A 14,506-nucleotide genomic window follows, 5' to 3' on the forward strand; every position below is an offset into this window, starting at 1 on the left:
TTTTAAAGCCTCCTACTGCTCTTCCTCCTTAGGCCAGAGACCTGACCATTTCACGGATGCGGCTTCCTCGAAGGATGCGCTCACGAATGACTTGAAGGCCACGACCCAGCAGAGTGCACCCACCAGTGAAACCAGCCACCAGCCAGGGTTCAGTCCTATTCCAAGGAGGCCAGCAATGGCCATTGATATGAATCCTGTTGATGCTGCCAGCTTGAGTGTCCTTGTCTGGTTCTCGTTTGGTCCCAGACAGGCGTTGAATGGGTGCTGGATTGCCATTGTGTTGAGTATGAAGAGCAGACCTATGAATCCTGTTGCTATGACTGATGTTAGAACCGCCTGCATGGTGTAGCTGCCTGCAATGGCCGCTGAAAATCCAAGCACTGAGAGAGCTGCTGCCCCTGAAATCTCAGCTGTGCATTTCTCAAGGATCGGGATTTTCATCTTAACTATCTTCTTACCGAGTACGGCCACGACGACACCCAGTATCATGGCGAGTATGAGTCCGACGACTGGTGCTGCCAGTGCAGGTAGCGTGAACACTGATGCGAGTCCGGCGACAACACCGACTATACCTATTGAAACTGACATGTAACCTATTGATGGGACACCGGTACCCAGACCGTAACTTGCAACCCTTCTTATGGCGTCTGCACCCCATATGATTGCGCAGACAGCTCCCAGGGATGCGAAAACGGGGCCTATGACCGGGTTAACCGTTGATGCGTATATGCCTCCCAGTCCACCGATTATTCCGAGTGCCATGAGCCTGCTTTCAGGTATGGCTGCACCGGCCGGTCCTCCTGCTGCTACTGACATTAGAAGACACCTCCATATACGAGTAATGTTGAAAGGGCGCCTGCAACAATGGAGGCTATGAGACATGCCACTATTCCCCTTCCGATCCTCTTGAATTTAGGATCGTGGAAACCTTCTATGGTACCTCCAATGTTATATGATGCAATAACCGCGTTTATGAAGAATATACCGACGGCGAAGATTGCTGCAACACCTGCAGCGCCAATTGCACCATATGAAAGGGTCTTAAGGGCTTCGTTGAGTGCCCAGTATATGAGCCCACCACCTATTCCACCGAGGGCTCCCCCGATTATACCGCTGACAAAACAGACGGTTGGTAGACCATGACCCTCGGTACCTGGTGTGACGTATTTTTCCTGTTCCATGCCTGTTAGGGGGTCCACAGCCACCTTTGCAGATACAGGAACTGTACCCACACCATATACATAGATGAGGTTACCCACAAGCATGGTGATACCTATCATGAGCATTGAACCAACGGCTCCAGCAGCCATTATCATGAGTGGGGACTGTCCGGTCATGGCTGCAGCTGTTATGAGTCCTGTTAAACCTGCACCTGCAGCAAGCATTGCTGTACCGGTACCCACTCCTGTGGCTGTTGCCATAGCTGCTGGCGCACCACCCACAGGTACGAAGTGAACACCTCCACCTATGAGTACTCCTCCAGCGGTTATAGCTCCTATCAGTAGTAATGGATCCATCTATTCATCCTCCTTGTATGGTCCATATCTGTTTCTTGCAAAGACTTCAAGTCTGTTGTTGAGGATTATCAGTAACAAGACTATTATGAGGCCGGATATTATTCCGCCGGTTATACCGAAGACTATTGTGTTCCAGAAGCTGAGGAATACGATTGCACCGAATGCGAATCCTGTTAAGGGTCCGCCGTACTTTGCACAGAAGTGAACAACGTCCATTGAGTTCCTTGCACCCAGCTCTGCCTTTGTTGTTATGTCACCGTGAATCGCAACCGGGATACCTCCACCGAAGGGGTACTGCTGGTACTCCCTTTCAGCACCGTAGTGGACGTCCCCTGTTGATGAACCGATTGCACCTATTGTTATACCCCAGAGCACTGCCAGAAGTGGCAGCGGGAATGGGTGTGCAAAGCCAGGGATTGGTAGTGTCATGAGGTATGATAATCCTACAATACAGAATGTCACAATAAATCCATGCCCTGCAATTGGGCCTAAGTGCTGAACCAGCATGTCCATGAAGAGTGGCTGGTTGAACTGGGACTGGCTAACAATTCGTCCCATGTGGGATGTTACAGCGTAGGTTGTGTGTACCATTGCGGCGATTACAGCGCCAACTGCAATTGCCATTATCACAGGCAGCTGCATTGACTGCATCAGCACATATGCAACTGAACCAGCAATTCCGCACCAGGTCCCGTAGGCAACGGGTTCCCCTGAAACGGCCTTGTTGATTATACGGTGCAGGTGTCCCATCTGTGGTGCCAGCTGAACCTGTGAGTTGGGGTTACTCTGGGATCCTACGTCAGACTCTAAGTCCTCTGCGGCTCCTGCTATGGTTGCAGCTGCACCCATGAGAGCTACAACACCTAAACCTGTTATCATAGGGTCCATATTTCTTCCTCCTTTTATTTTTTTGAATAAAAAAAATTAGGTGCATTACACTTAAAAAGTTTGTGCAATGCACCTTCGTTAATCTATTTTGCAGGTGTTATGAGTGCTCTTTCACCGGCTGGTTCGAACTCTCGCAGAGCACCTTTGGCGAACTCGCCACGTACGTTGGTGAAGTCGAAGACGAGGTTGTCGTCTGCAAATGCTATTTTCACCAGTGGGTTGAACACGAAGGCGTCTCCACGGGCAGCGTGTGGTGCCTGTGATATACCGGCGTATTCACCCTGGTGACCCACGTTCATGGCGTAGTTTGGATAGTTAGGTCCACGAAGCTCCAGTGGCAGTCCCTCGTCGCCCCTTATTGAGAAGACGTTGGATGCACCACACTGGTCCTGGAGGTCGTAACCGTAGAATCCGAGCCTGGAGTGCTGCTCCTTGTGCAGGTACATTGAGAGGTACCATCCGCTGAGACCTGTCTGGGCATTTGCTGTTGCGAAGGCTGTGGAACATCCAGCTGCAGCTGCAACGACTGCGGCCCTCTGGGATCCACCAAACTGGTCTTCGAGGAGTGCAGGGTATTCCTCGTACTGTTCAAGTCCGTAGAATGTGACCTCACTCGCAACGTCCAGGACTGTGTCCATGGTGTTTGGTGCCTCACAGAGTCCATATTTGTCCTCCACGTACTCCTTACCGAAGTAGGTGAAGTCGTCGAGGATGTTGTCTGTGTAGGCTGCTGTTGCGTACTGGGTGAATCCTACACCACCTGACATGTATGAGCCAAGCCAGATCTGGTCGTAGAGCATTGCACCGGTTGCCACAACGTCAAGTGACACCCTGACAGGGTCCTCGTAGTTGACCCTTGAGCTCTGACAGATGTCAGCAAGGTAACCGAATGGCACACCACCAGGTTCGTTTTCACCCCTTGCACGTCTCACAGGCAGGTATGTACCCATGTGTATAACTTCAGCGTGTTTTGCAGCGTATGCGAAGTCCCCTGTTGCGGCTTCACCTGCTGCCTGTTTGTAGGCTGAGATCATGGACATACCTATCTGCATGGCGGACCATCGTGAGGTTGTTGCACCGTCACAGGTCCTTGAGACTATGGTTGGGATCCTGACGACCTGCCAGATTCCGTCTCCAACCTCTGCCTTGAGGGTTTCTGCCTGGTCCTCTGGGAACTGTTTGTTGATGTCTATGACGAATGCAGGGTCAATTTCATCTGCGATTTCATCGTTACCTGTGAAGACCTTGACGTAGCTGTCTGCCACCAGTGCTGGGTGGGTTTCCACCATGTGTTCCTGGACGACAGCTGCACCGGGCATTGCGTGGTTCACTGTTTCCAGGTAGTGGGTTATGGTCTCTGGTGTGACCTCCTTACCCAGCCTCTTTTCTATAACGGCGTGGGCATGGTTTAAACCAACTATAACGGTTCTTCTTATGTCGTCCCACATCTGCTGCATGGCAGCGTTGTTTACGAAGTGGAGGTCGTCACCTTCAACGAAGGTGTCTGTTGTTGAGACCTGGTAGGGCATGAGTACCCTCTGACCCAGCGGAGTACCTATGTCAGGGTTGTACTGGGGTATGCCCCTCTTTGCTGCCACTTCTTTACCAGCGTTCACAAACTCGGTTTTTCGCTCGGACTGTTTCCAGCCACCAAGTGTGTAAAATGTGGTTTTCTTCTCTTCAGGGGATTCTTCAAATTTTTTCTTTAAAGCATTTATGAACAATTTGTCAGCCATAATCTACACCTCCCCCGGATTATTCTGGGTTGTACCCTCCCTGTGATCTTAAAACGTGGATCCTCTGCATGATCTCCACGGCGTCTGTATCATCACGGTAGGCTTCACCATCCACACGGTAGATGGTTGTTTTGTTCATGAGGGTTTCCTCATCCAGTGGTTCACCAAGGTCCACGGGTTCGTCGAGTTCGTCACCGATCTGGTTCTTGACCATTTCGACTCTGCCGGTGTCCTTGTTGTAGATCTGCCTTCTCAGCATGTCGAACATCATACCGTCTTCGTCGAGACGGAGTGAGTGTCCGTGGACAGATTTACCTCTGACACCTGATCTTGCAGGGTCAAAGAATTCTGTTTCAAGGAGTTCCTTGGATATCTTTTCAAGGTCCCTCTCCCTGGTCTCGATGATCTGACGTCCTGAGAGTGTACCTGCGTCTGCACCCCTGTACCTGCAGAGGTATGCCCTTGATCGTACGTATGGCTGTGCTGGAGCAAAGTACATTGAGTCTGTGAACTGTATGTATCGGACCCTGTCACCGGCCTTTGCACCGTCTATTGGTTCAACCATTTCTCTTATTGCGTCCTCTGGTTCATCCATCTCTTCCAGTGGTGGGTGAACACTTGGATATTCTTCCCCTGGGGCCCTGTGACCCAGAATCTTTACTACATCTTCATCTGAGATTTCTCTCAGCTTTTCGAGTTCGTATTCAGGGTTACAGAAATTCCTTCTGTTCTGAGCAACCTTACTTGTTCCGGGATAGTATTGTGCCATATCATGCACCTCCTAATGCTAACTTAACCTTTCTTATAATCTCATCAAGTTTTTCCTGGGGACAGGTTTCTCCTCTTATGACTCCACTCACAATGTCAACGATGGTGCCCTTTGTTTTTGGTTCATCTGGCATGACAGCCCTTGTCCTTACACCTATCTTTGCAAAGTCCTCGAAGTCCACGGGGTATTCGCAGATGATTATGCATGGTCTGTCGACGTTCCTGAGTATGAGGCGCGCCTTGTAGGTAATGTGATTTTTGACTCCTCCAAGGTGTACGACCAGGAGTTTGTGCCTCTTCATCTGCTCGACTTCAGCCGGTGTCAGACCGAAGAGACTTCCTGCTCCAGCGCTTGGAGCGTCCTGCGGTACTCCTGCACCTGCATTCAGGACTATGGTGCTGGTCATTATGTTGGCTTCCCTGAGGGCGAATGTTATCTCGCAGACAGGCTTTGTGATGTGGCGTCTGCCAGGTGACATTGCCACTGCAAGGACTTCACTTCCACACTGGGCGAAGGTGCCCCTCTGGGCTATTCCTCCCCCTTCACCCATTCCCATTGTTTCTCTGCAGTCAACAACGTGAGTGCACTTTCCGATCATCTAATGCTCCTTTTTCCTTTTTATTATGGTGGCCCTTTCACTGAGCCGGGCGTTCTGGTCTGTGAGACCTATTAGTTCCTCCGGCACCTTATCAAGGTCCTCACCATACTTTATCTCATCCGTCACTGTCTTCTGCGTCCTTATATATTTTCCAGGAGTAACATCGTATCCAAAGGGCAGGAGATCCTCACAGACCCTTTTGATGTCAGCTATTGTGTCCTCGTCCTCTATCTCAAGGAGTACTCGGCCTGTTTTCACCTGAAGCTCGAATTCATGACCTTTAACGCTGATTATGCGTCTGTCAGGGTGGTCCTCTGGTGGCAGGCGCTGTCCATGTATCACCATTCTCTTAACGCCGCTGATGTCCTCAAGGCGGTTAAGGAGTTTCTCGGTGGTGTCAGCCCCTAGTAGCCGGTGTGGAAATATCTGAACGTCCATTGGTTTTTTGCCCCCAGTTCTGAGAGATTATTTAAATTTCGTTTTTAATCTCAGCTGCTGCCTCCACAACATATTTGAGTGGTTCTCGGAACTCGTCAACCTGGCTGAATACTTCTTTTATGAGTCCAGAGGTTGCTTCTGGGGAGAACATCTGGGTTCCTGCGTCAAGTGCCATTGCAGCTGCCACACATGGTATGGCGAATCCCTTACTGTGCCTTGTAACGATGTGGTTTCCGTTGAAGATACCTGGTCCACCTCCACCGTAGATGGAGTGGCTGAAGAATGAAAATCCTACAGCGGTACCTTCCACTTTACCGAAGTCAACACCTGGTAGTCCTGTTTCGAATTCTATGAGGTCGTTGTAGTAGAGCAGGGTTGATGATACACCCTGTGCTGCCCTTGCTGCACCCTGGTTAACCATTGTGGCTGCCATGAGCCCGGCTGCTGCATAGGCGTTCCACATTGCAAGGTCGTCTGTGCCGTAGACCTTGTAGTCTGTGAGTTCCTTCTCAACCTTTATGACACCATCTTCCAGGGCCCTTTCAACCAGGTCTGCTATGACTGAACCCACGGTACCTTCCTTACCGTTGGCCTTAACAAGGTCAAAGACCAGGTTGTCTGCGTTCATTCCCTGGTATGCAAGTCCAAGGAGGTGCATCCTCTCAAATGCTCCTACAGCGTCACCCATCTCAAACATTGCTGTCTGTTCGAGTATGGTTGATAGTGCTGCTGCCTGGAGTGTGTTTTTGAGTGTGGCTGCAACAACATGGTTCACCATGATGTTCCTCAGTGCGTATCCTGGGCCTTCCAGTTTCTGTGGAATGTCCAGCATTGTTGCTATGTTTGCCCCCATGTACTCCACAGACTGTGGGTATCTTCCCAGAACGGCTGCTTTAACCATGTTAGCATCGTACATGCTAACATCAAATTCGTTGATTATGGCCTGGACAAATGCTGTGGCGGTTACGAGTGGTGCTGCAGAGTATTCTGCTGCAACATCGAACCTTGCACTTGGGACCTGTACGAGTGCCCTTTTACCTCCGCCAAGGAGCTCGACCTTTGTGTCGTCGTCCTCGGTCACCTGTATCATTTCCTTTGCAGCGGCTGCTATTGACTCGGCGTTCCCGACTATGTCGAGGTCGAGTTCACGGCCCATTATCTTACAGGCAGGTCCGCCGACCTTAGCTGTCTTCAGGGCGTTTTCTATACCTTCAAGGTTCACAGCCACTGTCCTCTTAATCCCCTGCACAATGCTTTTAATGGCGGGGTTTCTAAGTGGGCTCAGAGCTTCTAATGGCACCTGTTCTTCGACGAGGTTGCCTCTGTCGTCGTACAAGTCGACCTTATCCTCAAACTTCGCCATTTTTTCCCTCCTAACAATCATTTCCGTATACTAAACATCCAGGACCCCCCTTTTTGGAAAAGGCAATAAGGCCCTTGGAGGGTGTTAAAACACCCGTCTTAGTATACGATGCATATTTAACTTGATTATAATTAATTAAGATTTCTTTCTGAATCAAGTCGAAAGCTTTATATGTAAAAACACCTTTTTTTGGGTTTTCTGGATTTTTTATATGGTGGCGTTGATTTTTGTGATCATCCCAAAGCAGAGTATCATCAGCAGGGAGTAATAATAATCATCCTCTGGTCATTCACAGTCACTGCCCCATGGGTCCAGAGCCGGTAATAAATTATATTTAGAGCTCTCCACAGAGAGAGTGACATGCAGATAATAGCTGATTTAGGTGGTATACCTGGAAAGGACTGCAGGGGATTCTGCAGGTACTGCTACTTCCGTAAAGTTGGTGAATTTGAAGCATTTGGGTGTAAAAACTGTTCACCAGGTAGGGTTGGATGTGAAACTTGTGGAAAGGGTGTTGCAGAGATTGGTAATGAATTCCTGCCCCCCTTTCTTGTCATGGGCAACGTGCAGACAACTCTCATGATGGGGAATTTTCAGGATAGGGACGTGAAGATAAACATCAGCGGCGGAGGGGATGTGAGCTGCTACCCCCACCTTGAGGAACTCACAGCAGGTCTTGGTGAATTCGGAATCCCCATACATCTTGGTTACACAAGCGGGAAGGGGATAGATGACCCAGGAATCGCCTCGAGGCTCATTGAAAATGGTGTTGATGAGGTCACCTTCACCGTGTTCTCAGCAAACCCTGATCTGAGGCGTGAGTGGATGCGGGATGAAAATGCCTTCCAGGGGCCCCTTGAGGCCCTCAGGATATTCTGTGAGTCCTGTGAGGTCCATGCAGCATCTGTGATAATACCCGGGGTAAACGATGGCGATGACCTCCTTGAAACATGCGCGAGACTCGAGGAGTGGGGTGCCACCGGTTTCATCATGATGAGATTCGCCAACTATGAACACCAGGGCCTCATACTTGGAAATGAGCCCATCATTGAGGGCGTGGAGCCCCACACCGTCTCTGAATTTGAAGAACTTGTGAGGGCAATTGACCGGGAATTCAATCTCCGTGTGACCGGAACCCCGGTCTGTGACCCCCAGAACGGCACGCCCTTTGTCCTTGCAGCTGATTCAAGCAGGGAATACCTTGAAATCCTCCCTGAGATTCAGGGCGAGGCCACCATAATCACCGGATCCATTGCAGCACCCTACATAAGGAGGATAATACACAACCTTGGGGCTGATGACCTGGTGAACGTTGTTGGTGTCAATAAGGACATAGCCTGCCTCATAACCCTCAGGGACCTTGAGGAGGTGGATCCCGGCGATCTGAGGGAAACAGTCATAATCCCTGGAAGGGCCTTTGTGCATGACATGCAGGCCAGGGAGGTTCTCAGCCGTGACGGTGTCGACCGGATCGTTGTGAGGGGCCCTGACAGGTTGACGGTTGATGGGGAGATGAGTGGCACCCTCTCAGAGTATGACGTGATCGAGAGGGAGATGGAAGCCTTCTATGAACTCATACAGGCAATAAATTTCTTTGGTGCTTCTGAATGAGTCGTGTAACTGTTGTAACACCTGAACACTACAATTACGGTTCAATGCTCATTGCAGGAGCCCTTAGGGACCTTGGACACAGGGTTGAAATCAGAAAGGGATTTGATGGTGTTAAATCAGAGATCGTATTCATAAGCCTTCAGTCCACCATCCACCTCCTGAGATACAGGGATATTATTAATAAAATGGGCGGCTTCAGGGTGGTGGGGGGTCCGGTCAGCATAGACCCTGAGATGGTATTCAGGTACCTCGATGTGGACCTCGTGGTGATGGGTGAGGGTGAGGACAAGGTCGGTCCTGTGATGGAGCTTGCAGCTGGAAATTGTAAACCAGAGGATGTCCCCGGTGCAGCCTTCAGATCACCGGAGGGAATTGTGGTCAGTGAATCATCACCCTGCCCCATGGAGAGGCCCCTACCCCTTGTTCCAGGTGATATCTCCAGGGAGGATATACGGGGTGCCAGTGTCTACATTGAAACCCACAGGGGATGTCCCGGTAACTGCACCTTCTGTCAGGTCCCTGAATTCTTTGGCAGAAATGTGAGGAGCAGGCCCCTAAAGGACATAATCATGGAGGTCCGGGAACTGAAGTCATCGGGTGCCAGGAGGTTCGCCATAAGTGGAGGTACAGGCACCCTCTATGGCAGCAGCAAATTCAGGGGTATTGATGAGGAAGCCTTCAGGGATCTTCTGAGGTGCATAAGTGAGGTCACCGGCAGTAGAAACCTCACCGTGCCGGATATAAGGGTCGATATGGTCAGCCCAGAGATTCTTGATGCCATATCAGAGTACACGAATGGATGGGTCTTCTATGGTATAGAATCCGGGAGCAGGAGAATGCTCAGGAAGATGAAGAAGGGCATAACCCCTGATCAGGTTGTTGAGGCCGTTGAACTTGCAAGGGAGTACAACTTAAAAGTTGCAGGCTCCTTCATCGTCGGTTACCCTGGTGAGGACGATGATGACTACCAGGAGACCCTTGAACTTGCAGATGAACTCATGCTGGATGACTACTTCGTGAGCATAGCCGAGCCACTGCCCGGTACTGAACTCGGTGAGGAGGTCATGGAACTCCCTGAGGATGAAAACCCGGTATTCATGAAGTCCAGTAACAGGCGATTTGATAGTCTGGCAGAGGAGAGGGCCTTCAATTTACTCCTGGAATCCTATGTATTCCGAAGTGTGCCGGTCCCCATGACGTCCAGGCTTTTAAAGTCAATAACTGAGGAGGTTCGTCAGCAGCAGGAGCATATAAGAACCGTTACCGGATGCTCAAGGGAAAGCTGTGATGGATTCGGAGGTTTATCACTCTGAAAATTTCATGGATGCATTTTTAATGACCTCCTCAAGGGATGATCCCTCTGGAGGTACTTTTCCAAGAAGATAATCCGAAAAAAGAAGTTCTGGACCCTCTGATAATTTTTCGATCACCAGAACGTCAATATTCTCATCTTTCAGGAGCTCAGCAGCTCGAATCCCCCTCTTTGTTCTAAGTGATTTCCCGGAATTTTCAATTATCCTGTAATCGAGTATCTCACCCCTCCTGGTTCTTGCAATAAGGAAGGAGTCTGCCCTTCCAAAGTGGGTGCTGATTCTGGATTCCATTCCATGGTTATCTGCAAGCGGCACCGCAACCACAACCTCCTCCCTTTTAACTGTCTCCGGCTGTACCGTGAGGTGGTCAATGGATGGGAGAACCTCCTTAACCCGGGAGTTTATCTGAGAAATGATCCCCTCTATCTTATCCACAGGCAGGCCCCTTTCAAGTTCAATATGCAGCTCGCCAAAGAGGTAGGGTCCAGATCTTCTTATTCTGATATCATGAACCCCCTCAACACCTGGGACCGATAAGACCGTCTTCTTTATGACTTCAATGGAATCACGGTCAATACATGCATCAAGGAGGGTCAGAACATCATATTTTGCAAGCCTGATCCCAATATAAATTATCACCACAGATATTATCACTCCTGCGATTCCCTGAAAGCCATGAAGCCCCATGTACTCCCCGAGGATCCCTAGGAAGACAAGAATGGAGGATATGACATCCACGTAGCTGTGCTTTCCATCGTTAAGGAGGGCTGTTGAACCGATTCTCCTCCCAACCCTAACCTTATAAAATGCAATGGCATAGGAGACTCCAATCGATATCAAACTCACTGCAAGGCTTGCAGTGGCCATGGAAACCTCTGAAGCTGGATTTAAAATGTAAATAATGGAGTCCCATGTTATCTCCAGACCGGTTATTATGATCAGCACTGAAACGAGGAGGGAAACAAGGGTTTCAATTCTATGGTATCCATAGGGAAATAGTTCATCAGGTTTTCTCTGTGAGAGCTTAAGACCAATGAATACGGCGGCTGATGAGAATACATCCGCAAAGGAATGTATAGCATCTGCTATCAGGGCTATATTTCCAGAGAGATAACCGGTAAACCCCTTTATCACCACTAAAATCATGTTGATGATTACCGAATACTTGGAAGCGGTTTCTCCCTCCTTCAGTGGTGCTCCATCATTCTCTTTCATGTCAATTCAGCCCCATTTAGCATTAGCTCATCAACCATTAACTTGATCTGGGAGGTTGAGTTTAGTCAGCCAGCCCCATATTTAGCATTAGCTCATCAACCATCCCCCTAAATAGCTTTTTAAGGTGGGGATTGAAGATCACTGCGGGTAATCCGTTGACCAGAGCATCTGTAAATGCCAAATCATAGGGTATTATTCCCATGATGGGTATCTCATTTCTATCTGCAAGATCTTCTATCTCAGCTGCGATCTCATGATTTAAATCATATTTATTGATTATTATGGAGTGTGGGATCCCAAAATGACTTACAAGTTCTATTGCACGTTTAGAGTCATTTATAGCTGCCTTTGTAGGTTCCGTTACTATAATGGCCCGGTCACATCCCTTAACTGATGATACCACAGGGCAGCCAATACCGGCTGCTGAATCCAGGAGAGCCAGATCCATGCCCTCCGCTCTTCCAATTTCAGAGACCTTTCTCCTCAGAGAATCCACAATCTTTCCTGAGCCTCTCTCACCAATTTTAAGATGGCCGGATACCACAGGGAAACCGTAATCAGACTTAAAATAGCAAATCTTTCCTGTATCCACTTCTTTGATGTCTATCGCTCTATCAGGGCATATATATGCACATGCTCCGCATCCTTCACAGAGAAATTCATTTATTTCAGGTTTTGAGTTCTTTGCACTCCATTTTATTGCATTGAATCTGCATACCCTCACACATTTCTTTCTTGATTTGCATTTTTCAGCCATTAAGAATGCCTTTTCAGAGGCCCTTATGGTTTCGCACTCCACATCCCCTGAAGATCCCATGATGAGTGCCAGATTGGGTGTGTCCACATCGCAGTCTCCAAGGATTATTTCTGCTCTATCAGCAAGTAGAACAGCCATTGAAGCCACTATGCTGCTCTTTCCAGCCCCACCCTTTCCTGAGAGGATGCATACCTCCTTCACATTAACACCTCTGCATCTCAAGTAACCCTGCGACAGTATCTATTCCTGGAACATTAAGGGGTTCACCCCCTGAATAGGCCTCCATTAAATCCTTAGAATATTCTATTTCAGCCACAATGGGCCTCCCTGTTTCTCTGGAAACCTCGAGTACCGGGTCTGCGTTACCGATTCCTGCACGGTTGAGGATAATACTTGAAGTTACATCCAGCCTCTCAAGTAGCTCAAGTATCAGCTTCAGGTCATGACTCCCAAAGGGTGTTGGCTCTGTAACAGCAAAGGCAAGGTTAGCATCCATGATGGCATGTATAACATTACAGTGGACTCCTGCTGCTGTGTCAATGATTATGAAGTCCATATCATGGTTCTCTCTCGCATTTTTCATGAGTGAGTCCACCAATCGTGCGCTTGATTCTATATTCACAGTTGTTTCCCCGGAAAGTAACCTGAAATTTCTTCTAATTTTCTCATCATAATTTTCAGGGAGTTTGCCATCATAAAGGAATCCTGCGACCATATCCTCATCCTTTATTGCATTATTTCTGCATGAAAGACTGCATGTCCCACAGCCACTGCATCTATCCCTGACAAGAATTGGGTGCCTGCCCTCCACAAATACGATTGCATTTTTCCTGCACACCTCTGAACATTTACCACACATGGAGCAAGCTGAAAAATCAAAGGAGGGTATCTGAAGAGTTACTTCATCTGTTTTTCTTCTCTGCACGGACAGGATTATGTGGTCATCTGGACACTCAACATCTGTGTCCACCAGGAGCACCCTGAATTTATCGGCGAGGGCTATGGCGAGAGAACATGCTATGGTTGATTTTCCTGTTCCTCCCTTTCCCCCGGTTATTGCTACCATTAAGGGCTTCATCGAAACACCGGCTCATCATGGATTTAGTGTCTATCTTCTTCTCCTGCCACGGCCACTGCCTGGTGATCGTATCTCCTCAAGATTTCCCTCTGTGAAGAGCTTGAGATTCTCCTCAACTGATGTGCCGGTTGCCCGGTAAATTTTTATGCCCAGTTCATTCAGAACCTCAAATGCGTTTGGACCTGGTGAAGAAGCTATAACTGCCTTCACGCCATTATTTGCAATTATCTGGGCTGTCCTTATACCTGCTCCTCCTGAAGCTGATGCTGAAGGGTTCTCGATGACTTCGGAGGATTCTATATTACCCTTCTTCATTTCAACAATCATGAAATAGGGAGCTCTGCCAAAAAATCTACTGACCTCTGATCCCAGATCGGTTCCAGAGGACGCTATTGCTATCTTCATTAATTAGCACCACCATCTTTAAGGTATTTCGCCAGTTTATTGAAGATCTTCACCATCTCATTGTTGATGTATGAACTGGCTGATGATTCATTATCCCCGGATATCCCTGTTTCAAAGGGGATTTCACCCAGAAACTGGAGATCAAATTTGTCTGCAAGATATTTTCCACCATCTTTACCGAATAGAAATACCTTTTTGCCGCATTCTGGACACTGGAGATATGACATGTTCTCTATGATTCCCAGGACTGGAATCTTCAGGTGATTAACCATGTTGATACATTTTTCAACATCATGGATTGAAACTTCCTGAGGGGTTGTGACTATGACCACACCGTCAATGCCAGGAATGGACTGGAGAACCGTCAGTGGCTCATCCCCTGTTCCCGGAGGGTTATCCACAATTAAAACGTCGATTCCTTCCCAGTTAACATCTGCAAGTAGCTGTCTGATGGCTCCTGTCTTTTTTGGTCCCCTCCATATGACCGGTGTGTCCTCTGATGGTAAGAAAAACTCTATGGACATTACAGTTGCACCCACTGGTGTGGGTATGGGGTTTATAAGATTTCCTGTCAGGGTGATCTCCGGTTCCCTGACACGCATCATCTTCGGGATATCAGGGCCGTGGACATCTGCATCAAGTACACATACACTGTAACCATTCCTGCTAAACTCTTCAGCAAGTTTTACTGTTACTGTGGACTTCCCAACACCTCCCTTTCCGCTCATAACAACGATTTTATGTTTTATTTTGGACAGGGCCCTCACGATTTTCACGTCCTGTTCCATTATGGCCAGTTTTTGAGCATCTTCAGTCAT

The 14,506-nt window shown here is 48.6% G+C and carries 15 protein-coding genes; 2 read left to right on the plus strand and 13 right to left on the minus strand.

Annotated features, from left to right (window positions below; translation table 11 throughout):
• Window positions 1-12: 12 nt before the first annotated feature.
• From mtrC to mcrB, 8 genes are all read right to left on the minus strand, one after another.
• Entirely contained in the window at window positions 13-816 is an 804-nt protein-coding gene (mtrC, locus tag MTH_RS05520) for a tetrahydromethanopterin S-methyltransferase subunit MtrC (RefSeq protein ID WP_010876785.1), read from the minus strand.
• Window positions 816-1,517 carry a tetrahydromethanopterin S-methyltransferase subunit D gene (gene mtrD / locus MTH_RS09675; RefSeq protein ID WP_010876786.1) on the minus strand — a complete coding sequence of 234 codons (702 nt, stop codon included), beginning with the start codon at window positions 1,515-1,517 and terminating at the stop codon, window positions 816-818. The genes mtrC and mtrD overlap by 1 nt, the downstream gene beginning before the upstream one ends.
• A complete protein-coding gene (gene mtrE, locus MTH_RS09680) occupies window positions 1,518-2,405 on the minus strand; it encodes a tetrahydromethanopterin S-methyltransferase subunit E (protein WP_010876787.1) in 888 nt (295 codons plus the stop codon). It abuts the gene before it with no gap.
• Between the two features lie 83 nt (window positions 2,406-2,488).
• Window positions 2,489-4,141, minus strand: coding sequence for a coenzyme-B sulfoethylthiotransferase subunit alpha (gene mcrA / locus MTH_RS05535; protein ID WP_010876788.1), 1,653 nt, complete (start codon window positions 4,139-4,141; stop codon window positions 2,489-2,491).
• A 19-nt stretch (window positions 4,142-4,160) separates the two neighbouring features.
• A complete protein-coding gene (mcrG, locus tag MTH_RS05540) occupies window positions 4,161-4,910 on the minus strand; it encodes a coenzyme-B sulfoethylthiotransferase subunit gamma (protein ID WP_048060982.1) in 750 nt (249 codons plus the stop codon).
• A 1-nt stretch (window position 4,911) separates the two neighbouring features.
• The gene (mcrC, locus tag MTH_RS05545) at window positions 4,912-5,508 is read right to left on the minus strand and encodes a methyl-coenzyme M reductase I operon protein C (protein ID WP_010876790.1); all 597 of its coding nucleotides are present in this window, start codon (window positions 5,506-5,508) and stop codon (window positions 4,912-4,914) included.
• On the minus strand, window positions 5,509-5,946 hold the full coding sequence (mcrD, locus tag MTH_RS05550; protein ID WP_010876791.1) for a methyl-coenzyme M reductase operon protein D: 438 nt from the start codon (window positions 5,944-5,946) through the stop codon (window positions 5,509-5,511).
• Between the two features lie 31 nt (window positions 5,947-5,977).
• A complete protein-coding gene (mcrB, locus tag MTH_RS05555; RefSeq protein ID WP_048061283.1) occupies window positions 5,978-7,309 on the minus strand; it encodes a coenzyme-B sulfoethylthiotransferase subunit beta in 1,332 nt (443 codons plus the stop codon).
• A 360-nt stretch (window positions 7,310-7,669) separates the two neighbouring features.
• On the opposite strand from mcrB, the gene mmp10 reads away from it, so the two are divergent.
• On the plus strand, window positions 7,670-8,920 hold the full coding sequence (mmp10, locus tag MTH_RS05560) for a methyl coenzyme M reductase-arginine methyltransferase Mmp10 (protein WP_010876794.1): 1,251 nt from the start codon (window positions 7,670-7,672) through the stop codon (window positions 8,918-8,920).
• Window positions 8,917-10,233 carry a methyl-coenzyme M reductase glutamine C-methyltransferase gene (locus MTH_RS05565; protein WP_010876795.1) on the plus strand — a complete coding sequence of 439 codons (1,317 nt, stop codon included), beginning with the start codon at window positions 8,917-8,919 and terminating at the stop codon, window positions 10,231-10,233. The genes mmp10 and MTH_RS05565 overlap by 4 nt, the downstream gene beginning before the upstream one ends.
• Here MTH_RS05565 and MTH_RS05570 read toward each other — a convergent pair.
• The 5 genes from MTH_RS05570 to MTH_RS05590 form a co-directional block, all read right to left on the minus strand.
• Entirely contained in the window at window positions 10,225-11,448 is a 1,224-nt protein-coding gene (locus MTH_RS05570) for a cation diffusion facilitator family transporter (RefSeq protein WP_010876796.1), read from the minus strand. The two genes, MTH_RS05565 and MTH_RS05570, sit on opposite strands and share 9 nt — an antisense overlap.
• A 61-nt stretch (window positions 11,449-11,509) precedes the next feature.
• The gene (locus MTH_RS05575; RefSeq protein WP_010876797.1) at window positions 11,510-12,406 is read right to left on the minus strand and encodes an ATP-binding protein; all 897 of its coding nucleotides are present in this window, start codon (window positions 12,404-12,406) and stop codon (window positions 11,510-11,512) included.
• A 1-nt stretch (window position 12,407) separates the two neighbouring features.
• Window positions 12,408-13,283 (minus strand): 4Fe-4S binding protein, encoded by an 876-nt coding sequence (locus MTH_RS05580; RefSeq protein WP_010876798.1) that lies wholly within the window; start codon window positions 13,281-13,283, stop codon window positions 12,408-12,410.
• Window positions 13,284-13,313: 30 nt separating this feature from the next.
• Window positions 13,314-13,688: a NifB/NifX family molybdenum-iron cluster-binding protein gene (locus MTH_RS05585; RefSeq protein WP_010876799.1), complete on the minus strand. Its 375-nt coding sequence runs from the start codon at window positions 13,686-13,688 to the stop codon at window positions 13,314-13,316.
• Window positions 13,688-14,506, minus strand: coding sequence for an Mrp/NBP35 family ATP-binding protein (locus MTH_RS05590; RefSeq protein WP_048060983.1), 819 nt, complete (start codon window positions 14,504-14,506; stop codon window positions 13,688-13,690). Before MTH_RS05590 ends, MTH_RS05585 begins: the two co-directional genes overlap by 1 nt.

Source organism: Methanothermobacter thermautotrophicus str. Delta H (genome assembly GCF_000008645.1).
GTDB classification, from domain to species: Archaea; Methanobacteriota; Methanobacteria; order Methanobacteriales; family Methanothermobacteraceae; genus Methanothermobacter; species Methanothermobacter thermautotrophicus.